The organism is Aliiroseovarius conchicola, assembly GCF_041403445.1.
Classification (GTDB): Bacteria; Pseudomonadota; Alphaproteobacteria; order Rhodobacterales; family Rhodobacteraceae; genus Aliiroseovarius; species Aliiroseovarius conchicola.
In genome coordinates this window covers 339,922-361,773 of record NZ_JBGEHL010000004.1, presented here as the reverse complement: position 1 = coordinate 361,773, position 21,852 = coordinate 339,922, and the positions used below count along the sequence as shown (strand labels likewise).

Here is a 21,852-nt window from a genome sequence, read left to right as displayed (position 1 = left end):
GGCGATTTTGGGGCCGTGGGTATTTCTCGACCACCAACGGTGCCATCACAGAGGACATCGTACTTCAGTACTTGGAAAATCACATCGCCGATCCTACCGGCGCCAGCCGGTAGTCGTTCAGTAAATTAAACCGACATGCAGATGTACTTCATCTCCAGATAGTCCTCGATCCCGTGATGTGATCCTTCGCGCCCCAGACCCGATTGCTTGACCCCACCAAACGGAGCGGTTTCGGTTGAGATGATGCCGGTGTTCACGCCGACGATGCCGTATTCCAGCTCTTCCGCGACCTTGTAAACGCGGCTCAGGTCTTTGGCATAGAAGTATGACGCCAGCCCGAAGATCGTGTCGTTGGCCTGCGCGATCACATCGTCTTCGTCTTTGAAGCGGAATAGGGGGGCAAGTGGGCCGAAGGTCTCGTCCGTGGCAAACGCCATGTCCTTGGTGGCATTCTTCACGATGGTGGGTTCAAAGAACAGGCCGCCCATCTCGTGTTCCTTGCCGCCAAGGATGATCTCTCCACCTTTTGACGTGGCGTCAGCGATATGCTCGCGCACCTTATCAACAGCGGCGTCCGAGATCAGCGGACCAAGCGCGATGCCTTCGTTCAGACCGTCGCCAACGGGCAGGGCAGCTACGGCTTTTGACAGCTTCTCGGCAAACGCGTCATAGACGCCATCCTGCACATAGATGCGGTTGGCGCAAACGCAGGTTTGGCCGTTGTTGCGGAATTTGCAGGCGATGGCACCGATTACGGCCTCGTCCAGATCAGCGTCATCAAAGACGATGAAGGGTGCGTTGCCGCCCAGCTCCATCGAGCATTTCATCACCTGTTCGGCAGCCTGTTGCAACAAAATGCGACCCACACCGGTTGAGCCGGTAAAGGTCAGCTTGCGCACGGTCGGGTTCTCGCAGAATTCCTTACCGATGTCGGACGCACGCGAGCTTGGCACCACGTTAAACACTCCCGCCGGAATGCCTGCGCGGTCGGCCAATACGGCCAGCGCGAGGGCGGACAGAGGCGTCAGTTCGGCAGGGCGCGCCACGAAGCCGCAACCGGCCGCAATCGCCGGCCCACATTTGCGGGTGATCATCGCGTTGGGGAAGTTCCACGGGGTGATCGAAGCTGCCACGCCAATAGGCTGTTTGATTACCATCAGACGTTTGTCGGGCTGGTGGCCGGGGATGGTTTCGCCATAGATGCGTTTGGCTTCTTCGGCGAACCACTCGATGAAGCTGGCACCATAAGCAATCTCGCCCATCGCCTCGGGCAGGGGCTTGCCCATCTCAGCCGTCAGGATGATCGCCAGGTCGCCTTGGTTTTCCATCATCAGTTCGAACCAGCGACGCAGGATGTTGGCGCGCTCTTTGGCCGTGCGTTTGGCCCATTTGCGGCCTTCAACATCAGCGGCCTCAATGGCACGGGCAACTTCGGCCCGTGACAGGTCAGCCACTTGTGCGATCACATCGCCACGGGCGGGGTTGTTGACATCGAAGGTGGCCCCGTCGTCGGCGGCAATCCATTCGCCGTTCACATAGGCGCGGGTTTCCACCAGCGAAGGGTCTTTCAACAGGCTTTTCAGCGCGGTTGCATTGGCGGTCATTTTCCTCTCCCATGGTTCAAGTGTCTGCCGGGCACATCCCGGTCATCACACAGGACAACTGATATGGATTTCGACATAGCCTATGCCAATGCGGATTTCATCCCAAATGGTTCGAAATACCCAGCTAAATGGAAAAAACTGGCCGAAGACTTTCGCTATTCACACAAGAATCTTCGGTTGGACATGTCATATGGCGAAGATCCTTCCATGCGGCTTGATTTGTTCATGCCGGAGGGCGATCCCAAGGGTCTGCTGGTCTTTGTCCACGGTGGTTACTGGATGGCCTTTGGTCGCAAAGATTGGTCGCATTTGGCAGTTGGCGCGATAGGCCGCGGATATGCGGTGGCGTTGCCCTCGTACCCGCTGACACCGAACGCCGAGATACCACAGATCACCAAATCCGTCGCGGCTGCAATTGACCGTGTCGCAACCGAAGTCGGCGGCCCAATTGTATTGGCTGGCCATTCTGCGGGAGGTCATCTGGTTGCCCGAATGAACTGTCTTGACGTACCGCTGGCTTGCCGCGCGCGTATCAAACACATCATGCCCATATCACCGCTCGGGGATTTGCATCCGCTACGTCACACCAAGATGAACGACACGCTGGGGCTAACCGAGAACACGGCGCAGTCTGAAAGCCCTGCATTTGCAACCAATCGCGCGGCAATTCCAACGACGGTCTGGGTGGGGGCAGACGAACGGCCGGCCTTTCTGTCGCAAGCGCGCGACCTCGCCATTGCTTGGCCCGAAGCCGAACTGGTCATTGCCCCTGACCGGCATCATTTCGACGTGATTGACCCGTTGGCAGACCCGGACAGCGATATGGTTGTGACGTTGCTTGGATAAGTGTCAGCTTCCGAACTTACGCAATTCCCGTTGGTCGATGGTCTCTAGAACAGGCAGCATGATTTCGCTCGAAGCACCTTTGGCTTGGATCAGGATACGCCCATCCACCATGCCCGACAGTTCTCCATCCTGATTAAGATACTTCATCCGCCCGACCCGCTCTAATTTGATGCCCATGACCCCCGCGTTTGCGAGCATGCCGGACAATGCGCCGATCATCGGGTTATCCACCATGATCGTGATGGTGAAATTGCCGTCAGCGTTGGAATAGGTCGCTTCAGCTCCAGCTCCGCCGCCCAACATGGCCAGCCCCGCATTCATCTCGGTCGAAACTTCGCGTGTCCAACCGGCGGGCGCTTCCGGCAGGAATTTTGCAAGGTCTGCGGTTTTCATCGATTGAAGAAGCTGCTTGGCATACTCCAATTCCTCCAGCGCATACTGGATATCACCTTCGTTATAGGCGGCCAGTGCACTTTCCAGTGTGTCCGAAATATCATCGGAAAATGCGATGGTTGGTGCCAGAAATGCGGCAATGATAGTGGTTTTAAGAATACGAGACATTGGTCCCTCCTATGAAAATCTAGCGCTCCACGTTGGCAGTGTATCATTTTCCGCAGGGGTCGCCTCATAGACCCCACGCGCGATGGCGCGCGCCAGACAAGTCGCCGCGGCGTGCCCCAACCGCAATGCGTCGAAGCCAGTGTCATCGGGCAGGGGCTTCGCTCCGGTTGCCGCCGCAAACACCAGATCACCGTCAAAAGGGGTGTGACTTGGATGGATTGCACGGGCCATCCCGTCATGGGCTGCTGTCGCCAACCGCGTTGCTTGTGCTTGTGTCAAATCCGCGTCCGTTGCGACAATCGCTATCGTTGTGTTTTCACCAAGCCCGGCTTCAGGACGCGGCTCAAGCGTCGGATCATGGGTACCAAATCCGCGCGCGCCAAATTCTCCATCCATTTCCCAAGGAGAGGCCCAGAACTCTGGACCTTCGCCCATCGTGACCGCCCCGAGCGCATTGACAGCGACAAGCGCACCGACAGTTATTCCGCACTCCAACACCAAAGAGGCCGATCCCAGCCCCCCCTTCAATCCGTCAACAGTCGCGCCTGTACCGGCTCCGATTGTGCCAAGTTCGAACTGGTCACTGGCGACCGCCAACGCGCGCCGTCCCAAAGCCTTATAGGGGTTCACGTCCCACCCTTTGTCACCACCGTTGAGCAAATCAAACAAGATCGCACCGGGTACGATCGGAACCCGCTGATCCCCGACCAGAAATCCGCGCCCCTCTGCCCGCAGCTCGTCCACAACACCTGATGCCGAATCCAATCCAAAAGCGGACCCACCAGACAAGACCAGAGCATCAACTTGTTGTACCAACTTATCTGGCGATAGCAGATCCGTCTCACGCGTCCCTGGCGCCCCACCCATAACGTGTACCGCTGCGGTGAATGGCACCTCCCCAATCAAAACCGTGGCTCCGGTCTTCACGTGATGATCCTCGGCATTGCCTACCCGCAATCCTGCCACATCGGTAATTAGGTTCTTTGCCCCTGGCCTCATCTTGCCCTCTTTTTCTTGTCATAAATATCCTGCAGGGGTCTGGGGGTGCAAAACCCCCAGCTTGCGTCAAATACACCGCCCACCGTCGATTTCCATCGCCACGCCTGTCACCAGAGACGCATCCTCAGAACATAAAAATACTGCGGCGTTTCCCATATCCTCAGGTGTAGAAAACCGCCCCATCGGTATCGTCGACAAAAACTGCGCGCGCTTTTCTGGCGTGTCTTCCCCCATAAAGCTGGACAATAGCGGTGTCTCGCCCGCGACGGGACAGATGGCATTCACGCGAATGCCAAACGGGGCCAACTCGATTGCCATGGTCTTTGTCGCGGTGATCATCCAGCCTTTGGACGCATTGTACCAGTTAAGGTTCGGGCGTGGGCTAAGACCCGCCGTTGAAGCGACATTCAGAAATGCGCCACGCCCAGCCTTTTTCATGCCCGGTACAAATGCGCGTGCGCTAAGATAAACCGATTTCGCGTTTACAGCGAGCACGCGATCAAACTCGCCCTCGTCTACGTCTTCCATCGGTTTGGGCATGTGAGTTATGCCGGCATTGTTGACGACAATATCAACGTGACCCCAAGCATCATACGCGGCGGAAGCCATCTGTGTCATGCTGTCGGCCGAGGATACATCTACATGGTGCGCGATACCCCCGATCTCATGCGCCACGTCTCGGGCCAAATCATCATTCAAATCGGCGACCATAACTCGCGCGCCTTCGGCTGCAAATTTGCGCACGATGCCCGCGCCAAAGCCTGAAGCCCCACCGGTCACGATGGCCGTCTTGTCGCGAAGTCGCATATGTCACCTTTCTTTATTGCGTTGAGCTTGCGCTGAATATCATGGCTGTTCAAGTCAGCCCCTCTCGGTTTTCCACTCTACTTTAGAAAGCCCTGCGAACCGGGCAAAACGCGACAGCTCGGCTTCCAGCCGATCATGTCGCGCCGCACTCCAGACGATACCCGGCTCAGACCAGAACCCGCTGACCGACAGAACGCCATTTGGGCGATCGGCCTTTAGCTCGATCCGCCCGACGAAACGGTCTTTTTCGAGCAGCGGGTACACATAGTACCCCCATCGACGCTTTGCTTTGGGTACGAACATCTCATTGCGATAGTCAAATCCGAAAAGCTTCTCCAAACGCGCGCGATCCCGTATAGCCGGGTCGAACGGATTGAGGATACGCAATCGAGAGGTGGGGGCAGGCAGGGCAGCCAGTCGTGCCTCGATATCAGGCGCCGCGAGGGCGGTGTAGACACCACGGTCGGTGGTCTCAATTTCGACGGGGATCAGCGGCGCGGTCTCGCACCATGTCTTCGCCTCGCGCGCGCTCATCGCGTCCCAGAAGCGGCCAACCTCGCCGGTTGTTGCAAAAGACAACCGATCAATTGCAGAATTGCACAGCCAGTCTACCGCCTCGTGGTCAGGGGCAGGGTCGTGGGTGGGAAACACGCGTTCGCCCAGATCGTAGAACTTCACAAACTTGTCACGGTGACAGGTGGCAAGCTCGCCCGCATACCACATCTGATCCAGAGCTTTCTTGTGTGGAGGTCGCGCCCACATTTCGCGTTTGTCTACCTTAGTGTCAAAAGCATGGGTCGACAGCGCACCCTCGGCCTGAATGCGCGCTTTGATTTCGTCGATCTGTGGTTTGGCAAGGCCAGATTGGAACCAATCGCTTTTCGCCATATAGGTCCCCAACCGATCAAATTGCCGCCGCCAATAGGGCAAGACGCGCATGTCGATCAGGCTGGCATCATGGGTGAAATGCTCGAACAGTTCGCGGCCCGCGAGACGCTTCCAAACTTCGCTTTCGCGGATGTTCTGGTTGCGGGTCCACAGGATGTGGTTATGTGCACGGGTCACGTTTCGGATCGTGTCGATCTGCACAAACCCAAGCCGCCAGATCATAGCCTGAAGATCGACCTGTCCAGTTGGTGTGCCAGACAACAGGTTAGTCCAAAGCCACAGGTGGCGCGCCTGCCGATTGGACAGTCTAAGAGGTGCGCTCATATCCTATCCATGCTTCGCGGCGACGGTTTTGAGCTGCGAGAAACCATAGAGCGCCTCGAACCCCTTTTCACGACCATGGCCGGACTTACCCACGCCACCAAAGGGCAGTTCCACACCACCTCCCGCTCCGTAGTTGTTGATGAACACCTGTCCCGCGCGCAGTCGTTTGGCCAATCTCATCTGGCGGGCACCATCCGCGGTCCAGATGCTGGCGACCAGACCGAAATCGGTGGCGTTGGCGATTTTGATGGCCTCGTCTTCTGTGTCGAATGGAATGACGACCTGCACGGGTCCGAAAATCTCGTCGCGCGCCAGCGGATGGTCGGGAGGGACGTCGGCAAACAGCGTAGGCGCAACATAGTGGCCACCGTCGGGTATGTCGGAATACTGACCGCGCCCGGCAATGCGTAGCTCAGCGCCCTTTGCCAAATACCCTTCGACGATTTCCTTTTGACGCGCTGAGATCAATGGCCCGACATTCAGATCCGCTTGCGCTGTTCCAACCTGAAGCGCATCATAAGCAGCCCCCATGCGTGAAACCACCTGATCATAGACCCCGCGCTGAACCAACACCCGAGAACTGGCCGAGCATGTTTGGCCCGCATTCTGGATGCAGGCCCCGACAAGGAACGGGAGTGCGGCGTCAAGATCGGCATCATCAAAGACCAATTGGGGCGACTTGCCACCCAGCTCCAGTGTGACGGGCACGACATTGCCAGCGGCTGCGGCTTGGACCAAACCGCCTACGGGAACTGACCCCGTGAAGCTGATATGGTCCACATCAGGGTGAGCCGACAGGGCGGCGCCTGCTTCTTCCCCCAGCCCCGTCACGACATTCAGAGCTCCTTTGGGCAGACCCGCTTCTTCGGCCAGTCGCGCGAAGGCCAGCGCGGTCAGGCAGGCTTCCTCAGCAGGTTTCAAAACGCAGGCGTTGCCCATCGCAAGGGCGGCTCCGACCGAGCGCCCGATGATCTGCATGGGATAGTTCCAAGGCACGATGTGCGCAGTGACTCCGTGAGGCTCGCGCAACGTGTATACGGTGTAGCCGTCCAGATAGGGGATGGTTTCACCCATCACCTTGTCAGCAGCGCCGCCGTAAAATTCCATATACCGTGCCAACGCCACCGCATCATTGCGCGCTTGGGTAAGGGGCTTGCCAACATCGCGCGCCTCAAGCGCCGCCAGTTCTTCGATCCGGGTTTCAACCAACTGGCCGATACGGGTCAAGATACGGCCGCGTTCAGTCGCGGTCATGCGACCCCAGTCGCTGTCGAGGCTCGCGCGTGCTGCGGCCACTGCCGTATCAATCTCGTGTTCTTGGCCGCGCGCGATTTGTGTGAATATGTCTCCCGTCGAGGGATCCTCCACGTCAATTGTCGCGCGGGTTCTCTGCCAAGCTCCGCCAATCAAGATTTCTGTGGGGTCAAACCAAAGCTCGTCCATTTAGGCCTCCTTCCACGCAAGCGGGATGACCGGCGCGGCGTTGATCAGGGTATGGGTGTAGTCATGCGTGGGTCTTGTAAAGACGTCTTCTGTCGCGCCTTCCTCGACGATTTTACCTGCACGCATCACCAGAACCCGGTCGGTGATCGAACGCACGACGCCAAGATCATGGCTGATAAACAGATACGCCAGTCCATGACGGGATTGTAAGTCAGCAAGGAGGTCCAGAATATCGGCGCGGATCGAGACATCGAGCGCGGAGACCGCCTCATCTAGGATGATCAACTCGGGCCGCAGGATCAAAGCGCGCGCGATGGCGATCCGCTGGCGTTGCCCGCCCGAGAATTCGTGTGGGTAGCGTTCCATCGCATCGTCGCCCAGTCCAACTTCGGCAAGTGCGGTGCGGACGCGTCCGCGCCAATCGTCTGGTCGCGCGCCCAGCAGATGGAAAGGTTCTGCCACCAATCGTTCGACAGTCCAGCGTGGATTAAAGCTGCCATAAGGGTCTTGAAACACCACCTGTAATCCGGCGCGCCGGTCGGCTGGCATGTCGGGCGCGATGGGTGTTCCATTCAGAAGGATCTCGCCACCTTGCAAGGGTTCTAAGCCCAATATAGCGCGCGATAGCGTAGATTTTCCGCATCCACTTTCCCCCACAAGCCCAAGGCTTTCGCCCTTGGAAAGCGTGAAGCTGACACTGTCCACAGCGCGAAAGAGAGGGGCTGGGCCAAAGATTTGGGTGCGGGGCAGGGGGTAATCTCTGATCGCGTTCCGGACTTCCAGTAAAGGCGTTTCTGTTGGGGCCGACTGCCCATCTGGTACGTGGTCGGATGCTTTTAGAAGTTGGCGTGTATAGGGATGTGACATGGTGCGAAACAGCGCCTCGGTTTCACCCTGTTCAACAATCACGCCCTTGCGCATGACAGCCACGTGATCTGCCATACCCGCCACAACGGCAAGGTCGTGGGTGATCAAAAGCAGGCCCATATTTTCTTCAGCCACAAGCTCTTTCAACAGATCGAGAATTTGCGCCTGCGTGGTCACATCAAGCGCGGTGGTTGGCTCGTCCGCGATCAGCAGGTCAGGATGGAGCGCGATGGCCATCGCAATGCACACCCGTTGACGTTGCCCGCCGGACAGTTCGTGTGGATAGCGGTCCAGAGGGAACCGATCCTGCGGCAAGCCGACGCGCGTGAGTTTCTCAGCCGCGACGCGCTGGGCGTCTTCTTTGCTTGCTTGGCCATGGATCAATAGGGTTTCGGCCACCTGATCGCCAATGGTTTTGACCGGGTTCAGCGCCGTCATCGGCTCCTGGAAGATCATCGAGATGCGGCGACCGCGTATGTCACACAGCGCCTCTTCTGAGAGTGTGGCCAGATCGGTGTCGTCTAGCCATAGTTGGCCTTTCGTTTCGGACCCGGTGGGCGCCAAGCCCATCAATGCCAGCGCCGTCATAGATTTCCCCGACCCGCTTTCGCCAACCAGGCCGACCACTTGGCCGGGGGCGATGGACAGGTCCACGTCCTGTAAAATGGGCGTGTCGTGGATGCTAAGCGCAAGGTTCTCAATCCGTATCATTCGCGTGCCCTTCTGATCCTTGGATCAAGCAGATCGCGCAGCCCGTCCCCCATCAGGTTCAGCCCTAGCACCATGACCACAATTGCCAGCCCCGGCGCGATGGCCAGACGTGGGTCGGTGTAGATCATGGTTTGTGCATCGGCCAACATGCGCCCCCAACTGGGGGTTGGGGGTTGCGCGCCAAGACCTACGTAGCTTAGCCCTGCTTCGGCCAGAATGCCGAGTGAGAACTGGATCGTGCCTTGCACGATAAGTAGGTTGGCGATGTTGGGCAGGATATGCTCAACACTGATCCGCGCCTTGCCTTTGCCCGCCACGCGGGCGGCCATGATAAACTCGCGCGTCCAGATGGTCATTGCCCCACCGCGCGCCACCCGGGCGAAAACGGGGATATTGAAAATGCCAATTGCGATGATCGCGTTTGTGGCTGACGGACCGAATGTGGCTGTGATCAGGATGGCGATGACCAGAGATGGGAACGCAAAGATCAGATCGTTGCCACGCATGATGACCTCGTCCAGCCAACCACCCCGGTTGGCGGCGGCCAGCAATCCCAGCGGCACACCAGCCCCCATTCCGATCCCGACTGCCAAGACCGCGACAGCGATCGAGATCCGCCCACCCTCCATCAACATCGACAGAAGGTCGCGGCCAAAGTGATCTGTCCCCAGAAGGTAGTCACCCGATGGCGCACGTAACCGTTCTGCAATGTTTAACGAGGTGACGTCATAGGGTGTCCACAGAAAAGACAGCAGCGCGGCGGATAGCAAAATTGCGCTAAGCAGGGCACCGATCCAAAGCTGGGCGGGAAGGTTCCTCATGCGCGTCGTCTTAGTCTTGGGTCTGCGACTGCATAAGCAATGTCGACCAGAAAGGTCACGAGGATGACGGCGAAGACCAATAACATCACGACGCTTTCCACGACCACGAGGTCACGCTGGGTGATGGCTTGGAAGATCAACCGACCAAGCCCCGGCAGGAAAAAGACGTTCTCGATAATGATGGCACCGGCCAGAAGGAAGCTGAATTGCAAGCCGATGATGGTCAGGACCGGGATCAGCGCGTTGCGCAGTGCGTGACGCCGTGTGGCCTGTGCGACGGTCAATCCTTTGGCCCGAGCCGTGCGCATATAGTCTTGGTGCAGCACGTCCAGCAATGAGGACCGCATGACGCGCGCCAGAATAGAGGCCTGCGGCAAGGCAAGCGCAATCGCGGGCAAGGTCAAAGCCTTCAGCGCGGGTCCGACACCCTCATCCCAGCCCGGAAACCCGCCGGCCGAGAACCAGCGCAACTGCACGGCAAACAGCATCACCAGCAGCATCGCAAACCAGAAATTCGGAACGGCGATGCCAAGCTGCGTGACACCCATGACGGCATAATCGCTGGTGGCACCCCGCCGGGTTGCGGCATACATCCCAACCGGGATGGCAATAAGCGTCGACAAGATCAGCGCATAGATCGCCAACGGAAGCGAAACCTGAAGCCGTTCCCACACCAGTTCGGCCACCGGAACCCGGTAAGTATAGGAGATGCCGAAATCGCCGGTTAACAGGCCCCCGACCCAGCCCAGATAGCGCGCAAGAAGCGAGCCGTTCAGACCAAGCTCATCGCGCAGGGCGGCCACAGTCTCGGGCTGCGCGTTCAGGCCCAGCATGAACGAGGCCGGGTCACCAGGGATCACCTCGATCATTGCAAAGATCACCAAAGAGGCGACCACAAGGCTGAGGCCAAGTGACAAAGCGCGGGTCAGGACAAAACGCAACATATGCGCGAGGTTAGACGGGGGGCGTCCCGGCGGGAAGAGGGAAAAACGCGTCGGGTGTGGTTAGATCTTAACCTCGACACCGGGAAGGTTCAGCGCCTTCATCAGCTCACGCAATTCCTGACGGGCGGCCACATTCGAGATGTTCATCTGCCCCACCACACCAATGTCGCGCAGATCAAGCAAAGTCAGGCCGCGTGGGAACAGCTCGCGGAAGATAACACGCTCGTTGAAGCCCGGAGCCACACGAAAGCCGATGCGTTTGGACAAATCTTCGACCGCGTCGCCCATCTTTTTCTTGTTGTGCATCATCTGCGCGCCCAGACGGTTGCGCACGACGATCCAATCAATGGGTTTCAAGCCTGCCTTGGCACGCAACTGACGGGCGTTCCAAACCATCTCGGAATAAACCGAAGGGCCGGTGACTTTGTTTGTCTCGGCGTCGATATGCGCCAAAAGGTCGAAATCAACGAAGCTGTCATTCAATGGTGTGATCAGCGTGTCAGCCAGCGAATGTGCAACTTGGCTAAGGCGCGTGTGTGAACCGGGACAGTCGATGATGATGAAATCGCGGTCTGCCTCCAGTGCCGCTACGGCCATGGATAGGCGGCGGTCATAGGGGTTTTCACTCGGCTTCAAGCTGGCTGGATCAACCTCGGGCAAATCATGATATTCAGGGGTCGCCAATTCGACACCAGCACGGGCCATGGTGGCTTTGCGGTTCTCGACGAAACGACCGAAGGTCTTTTGGCGCAGGTCAAGATCAAGGACCCCAACCTTATGCCCCATCCGAGAGAGCGCCGTCGCCACATGCATGGATACGGTCGATTTTCCGGCTCCGCCCTTTTCGTTCCCCACGACAATGATATGTGCCAAGCCTGTATCCCCGGTTACTTGAACATTTTTTAGTTGGCGCAACTATATGTGTGTTCCTGATCCGGGGAAAGGGGCGGCAGAGCCAATTCGCAACTGAATTGCGGCAGGGTGGCTCTATGATCACGCCCAAATTTTGGTATCCCGTGAGGGAAAGAGGTGAACGAATGGCAAAAACACGCGTTTTGGTCGAATTTGGCATGGGCACATCCTTGCGCCGCGAAGACTATACCGAAGCCGCCGCGCGCGCGATCCGCGATGCGCTTTGGCACAACTCGGTCAACATGGCCGAATTGTTTGGGTTCGAAAAAGAAAACATGGTCGTGGATGTCGAAGTTGCGGTGCAACAGCCCGACAGTGTCAATGCCGATCAGCTTGCGCAGATTTTCCCCTATGGTCAGGTTGCCGTTCAGGTGAAACACGGCGGGTTGGACGTGCCAAAGCCTTCTGGTGGCTGTACGGTAATCGCCAACGCGGCCATCGCCGTCAGCTTTGATATGGAGCCCGTCTGATGTCTGAAAAACGAATGATCCTTGAGATGGGTACGGGCAACGACCTGTATGGGCAGGACTATACCAAAGCGGCGTGCCGGGCTGTTCAGGATGCGCTGCACCATTCCTCCATCACCTTGTTTTCTGAGCTGGGCGTCGATCACACCAAGATGCGGGTATCCGTCATAATCGGCGTGGCTGCGCCGGATCTTGTGGACCTTGACGTCGTTCGCGCCGAACTTCCCCGCGGACGCGCTGAGGTGCGGGCGGTGAAAGGTGGGATGAATACCGAGAGCGCGGGGCAGGTACATGTGATCGCAACCGCAGCTGTGGAGGCATGGTTGCCGAATATGACAGGGCGGTATCACCTTTCCCAGTCAACCTGAAAGTGGTCTCCCGTCGCCGAAGGAAGGCCGGAGGGCACCGGCCCTCCAACCCTCTTGTTTTGAGTCTTACCTCTGATCACAAACCTGCGCGCCCGACATCGTCTGGGCAGGGCTGGTGGTCAGGCGATATTCATTGACCTCAGCTGCGGTCATCCAATGGATGCTCTCAGCTGGTGCGGCCTCCAACGTGTACCAGTAGAATGCCGCAGGGATGCCCATTTCTGCGTAGTAGCTTAGGTACTTTTGGTGTTCGGGATCGTCGCGCGGGAAGTCCGTTGCCTGTTGCACACCTGTGATGCCTCCGGTTGCCCAGCTATGAACACCAACGCAGGCCCCGGGCGCGGCGCGGCGTTTGGTGCCAGCCAGAAACAAATCAGTGCCGCCGGACGCGACCATCCCGTCGGAAGGGACCACTGTTCGCAATCCTGCATCGCGAACCATTCGGGCAAGCTTCAGATTGGCCACGTCATCGGCTGAACCGGGAATGTTTTGTAAGATAAGTGTTTTGGCTTGTGGGTTCTGGGCGATTGCGTTGCGAACAACGCTGACGCTTGAACCATCGATCACGCCTTGGGCGACCAGCTGTTCGCCCTCAGCCGTAATCGTGAGGGCGTCGTAGTCATCGGCGCCTATCCCTCCGCATGCGGTCAGAGACAGAAGAGAGCCGGCGACAACGGTCGAAAACAGAAATTGTGATACGCGCATGGAAACCTCCGTTGATGCTCGTTCGACAGGGATATAGACCTTTATGTTGGCGATTGGCGGCGATTTGGTGCATGCTGATGGCGTATTTCTCCGAATATAGGTTCTGTATGACGAAAGCCGCCAAATTTGTTCTGAGCAGGATGGATCGATCGATATTGAACGTCGTGCAGCAAAACAATCAGTTCACCCACGCCCAGATTGGCGAAAGGGTGAACTTGTCCCCATCATCGGTACGTCGCCATTTGTTGGCGCTTCGAACGGCCGGTATCATCCGTGCGGATGTATCACTGGTTGATCCGTCGCTGCGCGGTTTAAGCTTTCTGGTACAAGTTTGGTGTCATTCCGTGGACCGCCAGAAGGACGCGGCTTTTCGCAAGGCGATGGAAAATGACCCCCATGTATCCCAGTGCTATTCGGTGTCGGGCGAATACGATTACATGTTGATGGCGCATTCATCTTCGCCCGAAGAGTTCGAGACTTGGGCTGAATATCGTTTGATGGATCAGGCGGCCGTATCGCGGTATAAATCAACGCTGGTGTGGTCGCAGATCAAACATGATCATCTGATCGATTTTACCGATGCCGATCGGGGGTAGGCCCAGCTGTAATCAAAAACGCCGCCCCAAAATTGGAGCGGCGTTTTCTTTTCGAAAGAGACAGTGATTAGAAACCAAAGCCTTCGTATTTCGATTTGAACTTCGACACGCGGCCACCGGTGTCCAGCAGTTTCGAGCTGCCGCCGTTCCACGCCGGGTGCGCGGTTGGGTCGATGTCCAGCGCCAGGGTGTCGCCTTCGGCGCCCCAGGTCGACTTCATTTGAACGATCGTGCCGTCGGTCATTTTGACGTCGATCATGTGGTAGTCGGGATGGATATCCTTTTTCATGCTGACGCTCCTCAGGCTTTCTTGGCTTTGTATGTGGTATCTTCGGCGATACGAGCAGACTTACCACGACGCGAACGCAGGTAGTACAGTTTCGCGCGACGAACGCGACCACGGCGCACAACTGTGATGCTGTCGATATTGGTCGAATGCAGCGGGAACACACGTTCCACGCCTTCACCGAAGGAAATCTTGCGAACGGTGAACGAGCCGGCAATGCCTTCGCCATTTTTGCGGCTGATGCAAACGCCTTCGTAGTTCTGCACACGGGTGCGCGAACCCTCGGTCACTTTGAAGCCGACACGGATTGTGTCACCGGCTTTGAAATCGGGGATTTCATTCCCCAGGGCGGCAACTTGTTCCGCCTCGATTTGTGCGATCAGGTCCATCTGAAACGCTCCTTTTATGCTTGCGGTTTTTCCGCAAAGTTTGTTGCCGTCCAAGAGCTCCTTGTCTTCACCGGGTCCGCATATGCGCCCGCAGGAGGTCGTCCGTCGTTTCTTTGGTGCTTTCTGTCGGGGTCCCATGTGCAGAAGAACGCACTCGCCCAAAAGAAAAACGCCCGCGCGACTCGGATGAGTGCCAGACGGGCGGTGTATAGGGTGTTTGGAGGGGGCTGGCAAGACCTCTTGAGGTATCGAAACACCCAGTGCTGCAAGGTGTATCAGCGCGACATCTATCATAGAGCATCTGCGGAAAAAAAAGGAAGCTGCGCCAAGAATAATGGCGCAGCTTCCGGGGCTTCGACGACCGTGAGTGGCCTCAGTTAGGCTAGAACGAGGGGTGTCGAAAAGTCGTTCCGCGCAGTGCGGAACATGGGAATGCGACGCTTGAGGCTAACCGAAGGGCGCAGGGTGCACGCTGCGCGCTTTTTTTGCTCAAGGGCATTCAGTGCGTTGATGCGGTTTTGCTTTGCTGTGATCAGAAGTTCCATGTCGTTCACCTTTCCCGTGTTTTTATCTTGCTGCCCTCCAATAGAAGGCCGTGTTTCCTAAAAAGAGACTAAGCAAGATGGTCGCGGTTTTGTCTGCGAACTCTCACGTAAAGGGTGTTTGTTCTATTTGTTGATCAACCCTCGCACGCCGTAAAAATGACACAAATTCACCTTTCTGGGTTCCCCATAAATAGCGATGCCAAAGGGATGTAAGTGGTGAGAAATCAAGGTTTTTGGAAACAGTTCGAGAGTCTGGATTTAGACAATTGAACTTTTCGAAACAAAGGCACAAAAAAGCCGCATTTCAATCATGGCGAGAAATGCAGCAAATGGCCCTACTTCCGCCGTTTTTCCTGAAGTGATTCCCATAGGTCAGGGCGGCGTTCGCGGGTGATCTGCTCGCTCATTTCGTGCCGCCATTCCGCGATTTTTCCGTGGTGGCCTGACGTCAGGACCTCGGGAATTGTGCGTCCGCGCCAGATGGCGGGACGGGTATATTGAGGATGCTCCAGCAAACCCGCCGAAAAGCTTTCTTCTTCGGTTGAGGCCTCGTTGCCAAGGACGCCTGGAAGCAAGCGAACGGTGGCGTCCAGCATAGCCTGTGCCGCGATTTCACCGCCGGTCAGGATGAAATCACCAAGGCTGACCTCTTCGATATCGTATTCGTCGAGCACGCGTTCATCCACGCCCTCGAACCGTCCGCATAATACGGTAATCCCATCGCACGCGGCAAATCGCCGTGCCATGGCCTGTGTCAGGGGCTTCCCGCGCGGTGACATATAGACCACGGGCCATTTTGCCCGATCCGATGTCGCACCAGATTGCGCCGTGTCGATCGCTTTCGAGACAACATCGGCGCGCAGAACCATACCCGCACCACCGCCTGCTGGCGTGTCATCCACGTTGCGGTGCTTGCCTTCGCCAAACGGCCGCAGATCAATTGGCTCTAGCGCCCATAACCCGTCTTTCAGGGCGCGACCGGTCAGGCTTTCGCCAAGCACACCGGGAAAGGCACTTGGAAACAAAGTGATGACCTTCGCCGTCCACGTCCCGACATAGCGCGGCGTATCGGTCATCAGTTCGCGTGGTTTCATCGACGCAGAAACCGCAATCTTGCCATGCGACTTCATTGCGCGGGACTTTGCGGGGGATGTGTCAGAGCTGGCTTTTTGATCGGGCGTGTCATTCATGCGCCCCACTTAGCGGGTTTCGGTTCGTCTGGGAAGTCAGCGTTGTGCGGGCAGCCCGGCTAGCAGTTGAGCCTTGTGTGATTTGAGCTCGGGCTTTGAAAGGCCGCTTCGGTTAAGTTCCAGAAAGGCGTCGCGCTGGGCTTTGCTTTGCCCGCGATTGGAAATTGGGGCGGGGGCAAGTTGAGCCTGAACGCTTTGTGGTACGTTCACAAGGTCCAGAAGGGCGGCTGCTGGTCCATGAGGGTGATCGGCATAATCTTCCAATGCCGCGGTGACAACTGGGATCGGTGAAAGGGCAAAGCGCATGTTCTGCGCTTGATCCGTCGGGCTGATCTGATCGGGTATTCGCGTGCAAAATGTTTCGAAGTCATCCGCCAGGTTTATCGAACGCAACAAATGCCCATGAACCGACTTGAGCCACGCTTGCCGGTCGCGGGTCGTATAGAAGAAGGTAATGTTGGCCTTGGCGCCGAACCGGCGATGCAACTCTGAAATGATCACCCGAGCCAACCTCAAAGCGGGCCTTTGATACGACGTGATTAACCTGCCACCAAGCTTGCGATGTCCGGGCATTCCACCGGAAAAGCTTTCTCGGGACAGGATGATGACCTTGTGATCGGGGATTTGACTAAGGAACCGGCGAAATGACCGTCGAAATCGGTGCAGCCGGTGTGGGTAAGGGCGCTGTGCGTAAAAGCGCGCTTTTGCCCCAGCATTCAGAAAGTCATTCTGGCCGTAATAGTCGAAATAGGGGCGAAGTTCCTTGCGGTTTTGGTGAAGGAAATTCTGCAAGCTGGTCGTTCCGGTCTTATGAAACCCAGCATGAACAATGACTTGAGTCATTCTGGAAAGACACCCTCGGGAGGGTCGGTAATGATGCGACCGGACGACAGGTCAACTGTTGGGACAGCCTCAAGCGTAAACGGCAATAGTGCCCCGTTCTTCAGGCCGGGCCCCTGAACCTCTAGCACATCGCCTGCGCCATGATTGTGCACAGCTGAGACGCGGCCCAACGACGTCCCTCCTGTATCCAAGACCTCCAGCCCGATCAGGTCGGCATGGTAGTATTCGTCATCTGGCAGGCTGGGAAGCGCGTCACGATTCGCAAACAGGCGAACACCTTTCAGCGCGTCGCCGTCTTCTTTCGTGGTGACGCCATCGATTGTTGCCGAGAAACCGCTTTTGATGGGTTGAATGAGGGTCAGCTCGAAGGTGCGGCTGCCATCCTCGGACCACAGCGGAGAGTACTCCCCGATGGCTTCGGGGTCAGAGCAGAAGCTTTTGACGCGAAGTTCACCTTTGACGCCAAAGGCACCTGCTATGGCGCCTACACAAATCCGGTCATCACTCATTTCACACCTGTGCAAATACCACGATCCACCGACCCACCCCGGTCTGTGCAGCGATCATTCATAGAGCTTCGTTCAAACATCAGCCCCGCAAGAAAACCTGCGCCGACGATCAAAATCAACCGAAATGGATGAAGGAGCAATCCCATGGCACGGTCAGCCTTTCATTCAGTCAGCGCGTTTCGACGGGAAGCGCACCGCGGCGGGTTTCCCAACCAGATTGTTCCAGTTCCGGGCTGTCTTCAACTGTTTCCGGCCATCCAAGGCAGAAATACCCAACAAGCTGCCAGTTGGCGGGGACGTTAAGATCAGCGCTCAACCTGGCAGGGTCCAGAATGGACACCCAGCCAAGGCCCAAGCCGCGTGCGCGGGTGGCAAGCCAAAACAACATGATCGCCGAGACGACGGAATAGCGCCGCATCTCGGGCATCGTTCCTGCACCAAGCTGATGACCTTTATCGGTCGCCTCGTCGCTGAACACTGCCAGCTGAATGGGTGCGTCCTGCATTCCCGACAGCTTTAGCCCGGCATAAAGCTTGGCCTTATCGCCGGAATAACCGCGCAACGCATCGTCGTTTGCTTTGCTGAAATTCGCCAGAGAAGCGGCTCGGGCCTGCTCGCTTTCGACACGAACAACCCGCCAAGGTTCTGACAGCCCCACCGACGGGGCCAGCAGAAACGCGTCGAGGCACTCTTGCAAGAGTGCCTCGTCCACAGGATCTGGGCGAAAGCGACGCACATCGCGCCGCCAACGCATCAGATCTTCAAGATCCGACTGAAACTCGTCCGAAAAGGCGTGCATGTCAGATCCAAACCGGTCCGATTATTCTTCGGCGGTTGCTTCTTCTGCGGCTTCTTCGGCAGGTGCTTCAGCCGGAGCTTCAGCAGCTTCTTTCGCAGCAGCAGCTTTTTCAGCTTTCTCTTCAGCACGTTCCTTGGCTTTCTGGCCAGGCTCGGCTTTCTTCATGTTGGCGCGCTCTTTTTTCTCCAGAACACCAGCGGCTTCCAAAAAGCGGCTTACGCGGTCTGAAGGTTGTGCACCTTGGTCCAGCCAATACTGAACGCGTTCCATGTCCAGTTTCACGCGCTCTTCCGAATCTTTCGGCAGAAGCGGGTTATACGTGCCCAGCTTTTCGATGAAGCGGCCATCGCGCGGCATACGTGTGTCTGCAGCAACAACGCGATAGAAGGGACGTTTTTTCGAGCCGCCACGGGCGAGACGAATTTTCATAGCCATGAGAGTTTTCCTTTTTACTAGCTATTTGAGGGGCTTGCGCCCGATCATTCTTGGTGTTTCTTGTGATGCCTGATGACTTCATCAATGACGAAGTTCAGGAATTTCTTGGCGAATTCGGGGTCCAGATCGGCTTGGCGCGCAAGCTCCTCTAGACGTTCGATCTGTTTGGCCTCGCGCGCCGGGTCCGACGGCGGTAGGTCGTGTTCTGCTTTCAACTTGCCTACGGCTTTGGTGTGCTTGAAGCGCTCACCGAGCGTGTAGACTAGGATCGAGTCCAGCCGATCAATGCTTTCGCGGTGGTCTTTCAACAGCTCAGCGGCGCGGATCGTGGTGTCGTTGCTCATGAAAGCGTCTCCTTAGCCGGGGCATGGCGGTAGACAATGTCGGACGGGTCTGGTCGAGCTGCGACCTCGTCTGGGATCGCGCCTAGCGCTTCTGCTACGCGGATCGAGGCGGTATTCTCGGTTTCTACATAGCTGACAAGAGTTTTCATCCCGGCCGTATTAAAGGCGAAGTCGAGCGCAGCGCGAGCTGCCTCGGTAATGTAACCGTTCCCTCGGTGCTGAGGGTAAGCCAACCATCCCAATTCTGTTTCCGCAAAGCTTGGAAGCTTGTTCAAGCCGACTTGTCCGATATGAGCGCCATCGTCTTTACGCTGCACGGCCCAGCCCCCAAAGCCAAACAAAACCCAAGCCGCGATGTCGGAGCTAAACGCACCCCAAGCCGCGTCACGGCCCAATGGCCCACCCATTAGGCGAGCATCATCGCTACCCCAAAGAGCGGCATAATCTTCGAAGTCCTCGATGCGGTGTGCACGTAGTGTTAGCCGCGGTGTGTTTAATGTCGGTGCGATCATACATAGGCCTCCGGGCTGCCATCGCTGTCTACCGCATAGGTGAAGACAAGCGATCCATCGAGCGTGCCTGTTTGTTCACCGCCAAGCTTGGCGACCAGCGCTTGGCTGGCGGTGTTGGCAGGGTCAACATAGCTAACGATCATCTCGGGTCCGATGCTGCGCAGATGTGCCAGTGCGGCGTTGGCGGCTTCGAAGGCGAAGCCTTGGCGTTGCGCTTCAGGGTCGATGAAAAAGCCAAGTTCAATGGCTTGGTCGCCCGGCTCAACCCCAGCAAAGACAAAACCAATGACGGTATCGTTGTGGCTTACCGTGAACATTCCGTCCCCGCGCAGCACCCAACCCGCGACATAGTTGGTGAACTGCGCCCAGATATCTTCGTCGCCCGGTGTTTGCCCCATGAATTTCGCCGATGGCAGCGAGAACAACCGCTGGAACACCTCGAAATCCGCCAGCACCGGCGCGCGCAACACCAGCCGCTGCGTGCGCAGTACAGGCAGAGCCTTGCGCGCAGCTTCGGCGATAGAGGCACCGGGGCAGGGGATGGTGACGGGCGAGATCATGTTACTTTTTCTTCCCGAAACCAGACAGGCCGGGGGGCAGGCCAGCGCCACCCAAGCCGGGCAGTTTGCCACCCATGGCTTTGGCCGCTTGTTCCAGTGCCTTGGGGTCCATCGACGACGGATCCATGCCGCCCATGTCGGGCATCCCGCCGCCTTTGCCGAACATGCTGCCCATGGCTTGCTTCAGCATCTTGCCTTTGCCCATTTTGCCCATCTTCTTCATCATGTCGCCCATCTGGCGCTGCATTTTCAGAAGCTTGTTTAGCTCGGACACTTCCAGCCCGGCACCTTTGGCGATCCGTTTTTTACGGCTGGCTTGCAAAAGCTGCGGGTTGGCGCGTTCGCGTTTGGTCATCGACTGGATCAACGCGATCTGACGTTTCAGGACCTTGTCGTCCATGCCGGCGGCTTCGGCCTGTTTGGCCATTTTGCCCATACCCGGCATCATCCCCATGACGCCTTGCATGCCGCCCATCTTGATCATCTGTTCCAGCTGCATCTTCAGGTCGTTCATGTTGAACTGACCCTTCTGGAAGCGCTTCATCATGCGCTCGGCCTGTTCGGCCTCGATGGTTTCTTGGGCTTTTTCGACCAGAGCAACGATGTCGCCCATGCCTAGGATGCGTCCTGCGATCCGCTCAGGCTCGAACGTTTCCAGCGCGTCCATCTTTTCGCCAAGACCAACGTATTTGATCGGCTTGCCGGTGACAGCGCGCATCGACAGGGCGGCACCACCACGACCGTCGCCATCCATACGGGTCAGGACCACGCCAGAGATGCCAACTTTGTCGTCAAATTCCTGCGCAACCTCGACCGCGACCTGACCGGTTAGGCCGTCAACCACCAACAGGGTCTCGCGTGGGTTCACGACGGCCGAGACTTCTTCGACCTCGCCCATCAGGACATCGTCGATGTGTAGACGGCCAGCGGTATCGAGCATGAAGACGTCATAGCCGCCCATGGTCGCCTGCTGCTTGGCGCGTTTGGCGATGTCGACGGGTTTCTGGCCGGGAACGATCGGCAGGGTGTCCACACCGATTTGCGTGCCCAGCACAGCCAACTGATCCATCGCGGCCGGGCGGTAGATATCGAGCGATGCCATCAGCACGCGCTTGCCGTCTTTCTCGGTCAGACGTTTGGCGAGCTTGGCGGTCGTCGTGGTTTTACCACCACCTTGCAGACCAACCATCAAGATCGGGGCAGGGGGGCTGTCGATCTTCAGCGCACCGGGTTCGCCTTCGCCGGTCAAAACCTCGACCAATGCGTCGTGAACGATTTTCACAACCTGCTGGCCGGGGGTCACGGATTTGGTAACGGACTGACCCGTCGCTTGTTCTTGGACCTTCTTCACGAAATCACGCGCAACGGGCAGCGAGACGTCAGCCTCAAGCAATGCCACACGCACTTCGCGCAGCGCGGTTTTCACGTCATCCTCGGACAGCGCACCCTGTTTCGTCAGGCGGTCAAAGACACCGGATAGGCGATCTGACAGGCTCTCGAACATATTTCGGCTCCTTTGCCGTTTCATTTGCCCCATAGATAAGGGGCGGGCTGCGCAAATCCAAACCTCAAACCAG

General features: G+C 57.4%; 27 protein-coding genes and 1 pseudogene. 5 read left to right on the top strand and 23 right to left on the bottom strand.

Going from position 1 to position 21,852, the window contains the following annotated elements; genetic code table 11:
• Positions 1-113, top strand: a pseudogene (locus V6N04_RS19005) (IS200/IS605 family transposase); the annotation flags it as partial.
• A 12-nt stretch (positions 114-125) separates the two neighbouring features.
• Here V6N04_RS19005 and V6N04_RS09950 read toward each other — a convergent pair.
• Complete coding sequence (locus tag V6N04_RS09950) at positions 126-1,604, bottom strand: NAD-dependent succinate-semialdehyde dehydrogenase (RefSeq protein ID WP_371169989.1); 1,479 nt, start codon at positions 1,602-1,604, stop codon at positions 126-128.
• Positions 1,605-1,667: 63 nt separating this feature from the next.
• Here V6N04_RS09950 and V6N04_RS09945 point away from each other — a divergent pair, with 63 nt between their 5' ends.
• Positions 1,668-2,450 (top strand): alpha/beta hydrolase, encoded by a 783-nt coding sequence (locus V6N04_RS09945; protein WP_371169988.1) that lies wholly within the window; start codon positions 1,668-1,670, stop codon positions 2,448-2,450.
• Between the two features lie 3 nt (positions 2,451-2,453).
• Here V6N04_RS09945 and V6N04_RS09940 read toward each other — a convergent pair whose 3' ends face one another.
• The 9 genes from V6N04_RS09940 to V6N04_RS09900 form a co-directional block, all read right to left on the bottom strand.
• Entirely contained in the window at positions 2,454-3,011 is a 558-nt protein-coding gene (locus tag V6N04_RS09940) for a hypothetical protein (protein WP_371169987.1), read from the bottom strand.
• 9 nt (positions 3,012-3,020) lie between these two features.
• The gene (locus V6N04_RS09935) at positions 3,021-4,010 is read right to left on the bottom strand and encodes a P1 family peptidase (protein ID WP_371169986.1); all 990 of its coding nucleotides are present in this window, start codon (positions 4,008-4,010) and stop codon (positions 3,021-3,023) included.
• A gap of 66 nt (positions 4,011-4,076) precedes the next feature.
• The gene (locus V6N04_RS09930) at positions 4,077-4,817 is read right to left on the bottom strand and encodes an SDR family oxidoreductase (RefSeq protein ID WP_371169985.1); all 741 of its coding nucleotides are present in this window, start codon (positions 4,815-4,817) and stop codon (positions 4,077-4,079) included.
• A gap of 54 nt (positions 4,818-4,871) precedes the next feature.
• On the bottom strand, positions 4,872-6,029 hold the full coding sequence (locus V6N04_RS09925; protein WP_371169984.1) for a winged helix-turn-helix domain-containing protein: 1,158 nt from the start codon (positions 6,027-6,029) through the stop codon (positions 4,872-4,874).
• Between the two features lie 3 nt (positions 6,030-6,032).
• Positions 6,033-7,472 (bottom strand): aldehyde dehydrogenase family protein, encoded by a 1,440-nt coding sequence (locus V6N04_RS09920; RefSeq protein WP_371169983.1) that lies wholly within the window; start codon positions 7,470-7,472, stop codon positions 6,033-6,035.
• Entirely contained in the window at positions 7,473-9,050 is a 1,578-nt protein-coding gene (locus tag V6N04_RS09915) for an ABC transporter ATP-binding protein (protein ID WP_371169982.1), read from the bottom strand.
• The gene (locus V6N04_RS09910; protein ID WP_371169981.1) at positions 9,047-9,871 is read right to left on the bottom strand and encodes an ABC transporter permease; all 825 of its coding nucleotides are present in this window, start codon (positions 9,869-9,871) and stop codon (positions 9,047-9,049) included. The genes V6N04_RS09915 and V6N04_RS09910 overlap by 4 nt, the downstream gene beginning before the upstream one ends.
• Positions 9,868-10,815 (bottom strand): ABC transporter permease, encoded by a 948-nt coding sequence (locus V6N04_RS09905; protein WP_371169980.1) that lies wholly within the window; start codon positions 10,813-10,815, stop codon positions 9,868-9,870. Before V6N04_RS09905 ends, V6N04_RS09910 begins: the two co-directional genes overlap by 4 nt.
• Positions 10,816-10,875: 60 nt before the next feature.
• Positions 10,876-11,688 carry a division plane positioning ATPase MipZ gene (locus V6N04_RS09900; RefSeq protein WP_371169979.1) on the bottom strand — a complete coding sequence of 271 codons (813 nt, stop codon included), beginning with the start codon at positions 11,686-11,688 and terminating at the stop codon, positions 10,876-10,878.
• 164 nt (positions 11,689-11,852) lie between these two features.
• Here V6N04_RS09900 and V6N04_RS09895 point away from each other — a divergent pair, with 164 nt between their 5' ends.
• Entirely contained in the window at positions 11,853-12,197 is a 345-nt protein-coding gene (locus V6N04_RS09895; RefSeq protein ID WP_371169978.1) for a Lin0512 family protein, read from the top strand.
• Positions 12,197-12,562, top strand: a complete 366-nt coding sequence (locus tag V6N04_RS09890; RefSeq protein ID WP_371169977.1) for a Lin0512 family protein — start codon at positions 12,197-12,199, stop codon at positions 12,560-12,562. Before V6N04_RS09895 ends, V6N04_RS09890 begins: the two co-directional genes overlap by 1 nt.
• 66 nt (positions 12,563-12,628) lie before the next feature.
• On the opposite strand, the gene V6N04_RS09885 is transcribed toward V6N04_RS09890, so the two are convergent.
• Entirely contained in the window at positions 12,629-13,267 is a 639-nt protein-coding gene (locus V6N04_RS09885; RefSeq protein ID WP_371169976.1) for a COG3904 family protein, read from the bottom strand.
• Positions 13,268-13,344: 77 nt separating this feature from the next.
• Here V6N04_RS09885 and V6N04_RS09880 point away from each other — a divergent pair, with 77 nt between their 5' ends.
• Complete coding sequence (locus V6N04_RS09880) at positions 13,345-13,863, top strand: Lrp/AsnC family transcriptional regulator (RefSeq protein WP_371169975.1); 519 nt, start codon at positions 13,345-13,347, stop codon at positions 13,861-13,863.
• 67 nt (positions 13,864-13,930) lie between these two features.
• Here V6N04_RS09880 and rpmE read toward each other — a convergent pair whose 3' ends face one another.
• From rpmE to ffh, 12 genes are all read right to left on the bottom strand, one after another.
• Complete coding sequence (gene rpmE, locus V6N04_RS09875) at positions 13,931-14,152, bottom strand: 50S ribosomal protein L31 (protein WP_371169974.1); 222 nt, start codon at positions 14,150-14,152, stop codon at positions 13,931-13,933.
• Between the two features lie 11 nt (positions 14,153-14,163).
• Positions 14,164-14,538: a 50S ribosomal protein L19 gene (rplS, locus tag V6N04_RS09870; RefSeq protein ID WP_371169973.1), complete on the bottom strand. Its 375-nt coding sequence runs from the start codon at positions 14,536-14,538 to the stop codon at positions 14,164-14,166.
• A gap of 377 nt (positions 14,539-14,915) precedes the next feature.
• Complete coding sequence (locus V6N04_RS09865; RefSeq protein WP_371169972.1) at positions 14,916-15,083, bottom strand: hypothetical protein; 168 nt, start codon at positions 15,081-15,083, stop codon at positions 14,916-14,918.
• Positions 15,084-15,418: 335 nt separating this feature from the next.
• Positions 15,419-16,213, bottom strand: a complete 795-nt coding sequence (trmD, locus tag V6N04_RS09860; RefSeq protein ID WP_371170006.1) for a tRNA (guanosine(37)-N1)-methyltransferase TrmD — start codon at positions 16,211-16,213, stop codon at positions 15,419-15,421.
• A gap of 96 nt (positions 16,214-16,309) precedes the next feature.
• Positions 16,310-17,116, bottom strand: a complete 807-nt coding sequence (locus V6N04_RS09855; RefSeq protein WP_371169971.1) for a hypothetical protein — start codon at positions 17,114-17,116, stop codon at positions 16,310-16,312.
• A complete protein-coding gene (rimM, locus tag V6N04_RS09850; protein ID WP_371169970.1) occupies positions 17,113-17,625 on the bottom strand; it encodes a ribosome maturation factor RimM in 513 nt (170 codons plus the stop codon). Before rimM ends, V6N04_RS09855 begins: the two co-directional genes overlap by 4 nt.
• 169 nt (positions 17,626-17,794) lie before the next feature.
• Positions 17,795-18,424 carry a 5,6-dimethylbenzimidazole synthase gene (gene bluB, locus V6N04_RS09845; RefSeq protein ID WP_371169969.1) on the bottom strand — a complete coding sequence of 210 codons (630 nt, stop codon included), beginning with the start codon at positions 18,422-18,424 and terminating at the stop codon, positions 17,795-17,797.
• A gap of 21 nt (positions 18,425-18,445) precedes the next feature.
• Positions 18,446-18,859: a 30S ribosomal protein S16 gene (gene rpsP, locus V6N04_RS09840; protein ID WP_371169968.1), complete on the bottom strand. Its 414-nt coding sequence runs from the start codon at positions 18,857-18,859 to the stop codon at positions 18,446-18,448.
• A 44-nt stretch (positions 18,860-18,903) separates the two neighbouring features.
• Positions 18,904-19,203 carry a chorismate mutase gene (locus V6N04_RS09835; RefSeq protein ID WP_371169967.1) on the bottom strand — a complete coding sequence of 100 codons (300 nt, stop codon included), beginning with the start codon at positions 19,201-19,203 and terminating at the stop codon, positions 18,904-18,906.
• Positions 19,200-19,715, bottom strand: a complete 516-nt coding sequence (locus V6N04_RS09830) for a GNAT family N-acetyltransferase (protein ID WP_371169966.1) — start codon at positions 19,713-19,715, stop codon at positions 19,200-19,202. The genes V6N04_RS09835 and V6N04_RS09830 overlap by 4 nt, the downstream gene beginning before the upstream one ends.
• On the bottom strand, positions 19,712-20,275 hold the full coding sequence (locus V6N04_RS09825; RefSeq protein WP_371169965.1) for a GNAT family N-acetyltransferase: 564 nt from the start codon (positions 20,273-20,275) through the stop codon (positions 19,712-19,714). Before V6N04_RS09825 ends, V6N04_RS09830 begins: the two co-directional genes overlap by 4 nt.
• A gap of 1 nt (position 20,276) precedes the next feature.
• The gene (gene ffh, locus V6N04_RS09820) at positions 20,277-21,779 is read right to left on the bottom strand and encodes a signal recognition particle protein (protein ID WP_371169964.1); all 1,503 of its coding nucleotides are present in this window, start codon (positions 21,777-21,779) and stop codon (positions 20,277-20,279) included.
• Positions 21,780-21,852: the final 73 nt, after the last annotated feature.

What these genes read in the sequence shown, in the direction of transcription:
- V6N04_RS09920 (WP_371169983.1), bottom strand. Translation starts at nt 7,472, where the DNA reads ATGGACGAGCTTTGGTTTGACCCCACAGAAATCTTGATTGGCGGAGCT.
- rplS (WP_371169973.1), bottom strand. Translation starts at nt 14,538, where the DNA reads ATGGACCTGATCGCACAAATCGAGGCGGAACAAGTTGCCGCCCTGGGG.
- V6N04_RS09905 (WP_371169980.1), bottom strand. Translation starts at nt 10,815, where the DNA reads ATGTTGCGTTTTGTCCTGACCCGCGCTTTGTCACTTGGCCTCAGCCTT.
- V6N04_RS09910 (WP_371169981.1), bottom strand. Translation starts at nt 9,871, where the DNA reads ATGAGGAACCTTCCCGCCCAGCTTTGGATCGGTGCCCTGCTTAGCGCA.
- trmD (WP_371170006.1), bottom strand. Translation starts at nt 16,213, where the DNA reads ATGAAGTCGCATGGCAAGATTGCGGTTTCTGCGTCGATGAAACCACGC.
- V6N04_RS09895 (WP_371169978.1), top strand. Translation starts at nt 11,853, where the DNA reads ATGGCAAAAACACGCGTTTTGGTCGAATTTGGCATGGGCACATCCTTG.
- ffh (WP_371169964.1), bottom strand. Translation starts at nt 21,779, where the DNA reads ATGTTCGAGAGCCTGTCAGATCGCCTATCCGGTGTCTTTGACCGCCTG.
- rpsP (WP_371169968.1), bottom strand. Translation starts at nt 18,859, where the DNA reads ATGGCTATGAAAATTCGTCTCGCCCGTGGCGGCTCGAAAAAACGTCCC.
- V6N04_RS09950 (WP_371169989.1), bottom strand. Translation starts at nt 1,604, where the DNA reads ATGACCGCCAATGCAACCGCGCTGAAAAGCCTGTTGAAAGACCCTTCG.
- bluB (WP_371169969.1), bottom strand. Translation starts at nt 18,424, where the DNA reads ATGCACGCCTTTTCGGACGAGTTTCAGTCGGATCTTGAAGATCTGATG.
- V6N04_RS09930 (WP_371169985.1), bottom strand. Translation starts at nt 4,817, where the DNA reads ATGCGACTTCGCGACAAGACGGCCATCGTGACCGGTGGGGCTTCAGGC.
- V6N04_RS09830 (WP_371169966.1), bottom strand. Translation starts at nt 19,715, where the DNA reads ATGATCGCACCGACATTAAACACACCGCGGCTAACACTACGTGCACAC.
- V6N04_RS09940 (WP_371169987.1), bottom strand. Translation starts at nt 3,011, where the DNA reads ATGTCTCGTATTCTTAAAACCACTATCATTGCCGCATTTCTGGCACCA.
- V6N04_RS09855 (WP_371169971.1), bottom strand. Translation starts at nt 17,116, where the DNA reads ATGACTCAAGTCATTGTTCATGCTGGGTTTCATAAGACCGGAACGACC.
- V6N04_RS09880 (WP_371169975.1), top strand. Translation starts at nt 13,345, where the DNA reads ATGGCGTATTTCTCCGAATATAGGTTCTGTATGACGAAAGCCGCCAAA.
- V6N04_RS09885 (WP_371169976.1), bottom strand. Translation starts at nt 13,267, where the DNA reads ATGCGCGTATCACAATTTCTGTTTTCGACCGTTGTCGCCGGCTCTCTT.
- V6N04_RS09945 (WP_371169988.1), top strand. Translation starts at nt 1,668, where the DNA reads ATGGATTTCGACATAGCCTATGCCAATGCGGATTTCATCCCAAATGGT.
- V6N04_RS09890 (WP_371169977.1), top strand. Translation starts at nt 12,197, where the DNA reads ATGTCTGAAAAACGAATGATCCTTGAGATGGGTACGGGCAACGACCTG.
- rpmE (WP_371169974.1), bottom strand. Translation starts at nt 14,152, where the DNA reads ATGAAAAAGGATATCCATCCCGACTACCACATGATCGACGTCAAAATG.
- V6N04_RS09915 (WP_371169982.1), bottom strand. Translation starts at nt 9,050, where the DNA reads ATGATACGGATTGAGAACCTTGCGCTTAGCATCCACGACACGCCCATT.
- rimM (WP_371169970.1), bottom strand. Translation starts at nt 17,625, where the DNA reads ATGAGTGATGACCGGATTTGTGTAGGCGCCATAGCAGGTGCCTTTGGC.
- V6N04_RS09835 (WP_371169967.1), bottom strand. Translation starts at nt 19,203, where the DNA reads ATGAGCAACGACACCACGATCCGCGCCGCTGAGCTGTTGAAAGACCAC.
- V6N04_RS09865 (WP_371169972.1), bottom strand. Translation starts at nt 15,083, where the DNA reads ATGGAACTTCTGATCACAGCAAAGCAAAACCGCATCAACGCACTGAAT.
- V6N04_RS09825 (WP_371169965.1), bottom strand. Translation starts at nt 20,275, where the DNA reads ATGATCTCGCCCGTCACCATCCCCTGCCCCGGTGCCTCTATCGCCGAA.
- V6N04_RS09935 (WP_371169986.1), bottom strand. Translation starts at nt 4,010, where the DNA reads ATGAGGCCAGGGGCAAAGAACCTAATTACCGATGTGGCAGGATTGCGG.
- V6N04_RS09925 (WP_371169984.1), bottom strand. Translation starts at nt 6,029, where the DNA reads ATGAGCGCACCTCTTAGACTGTCCAATCGGCAGGCGCGCCACCTGTGG.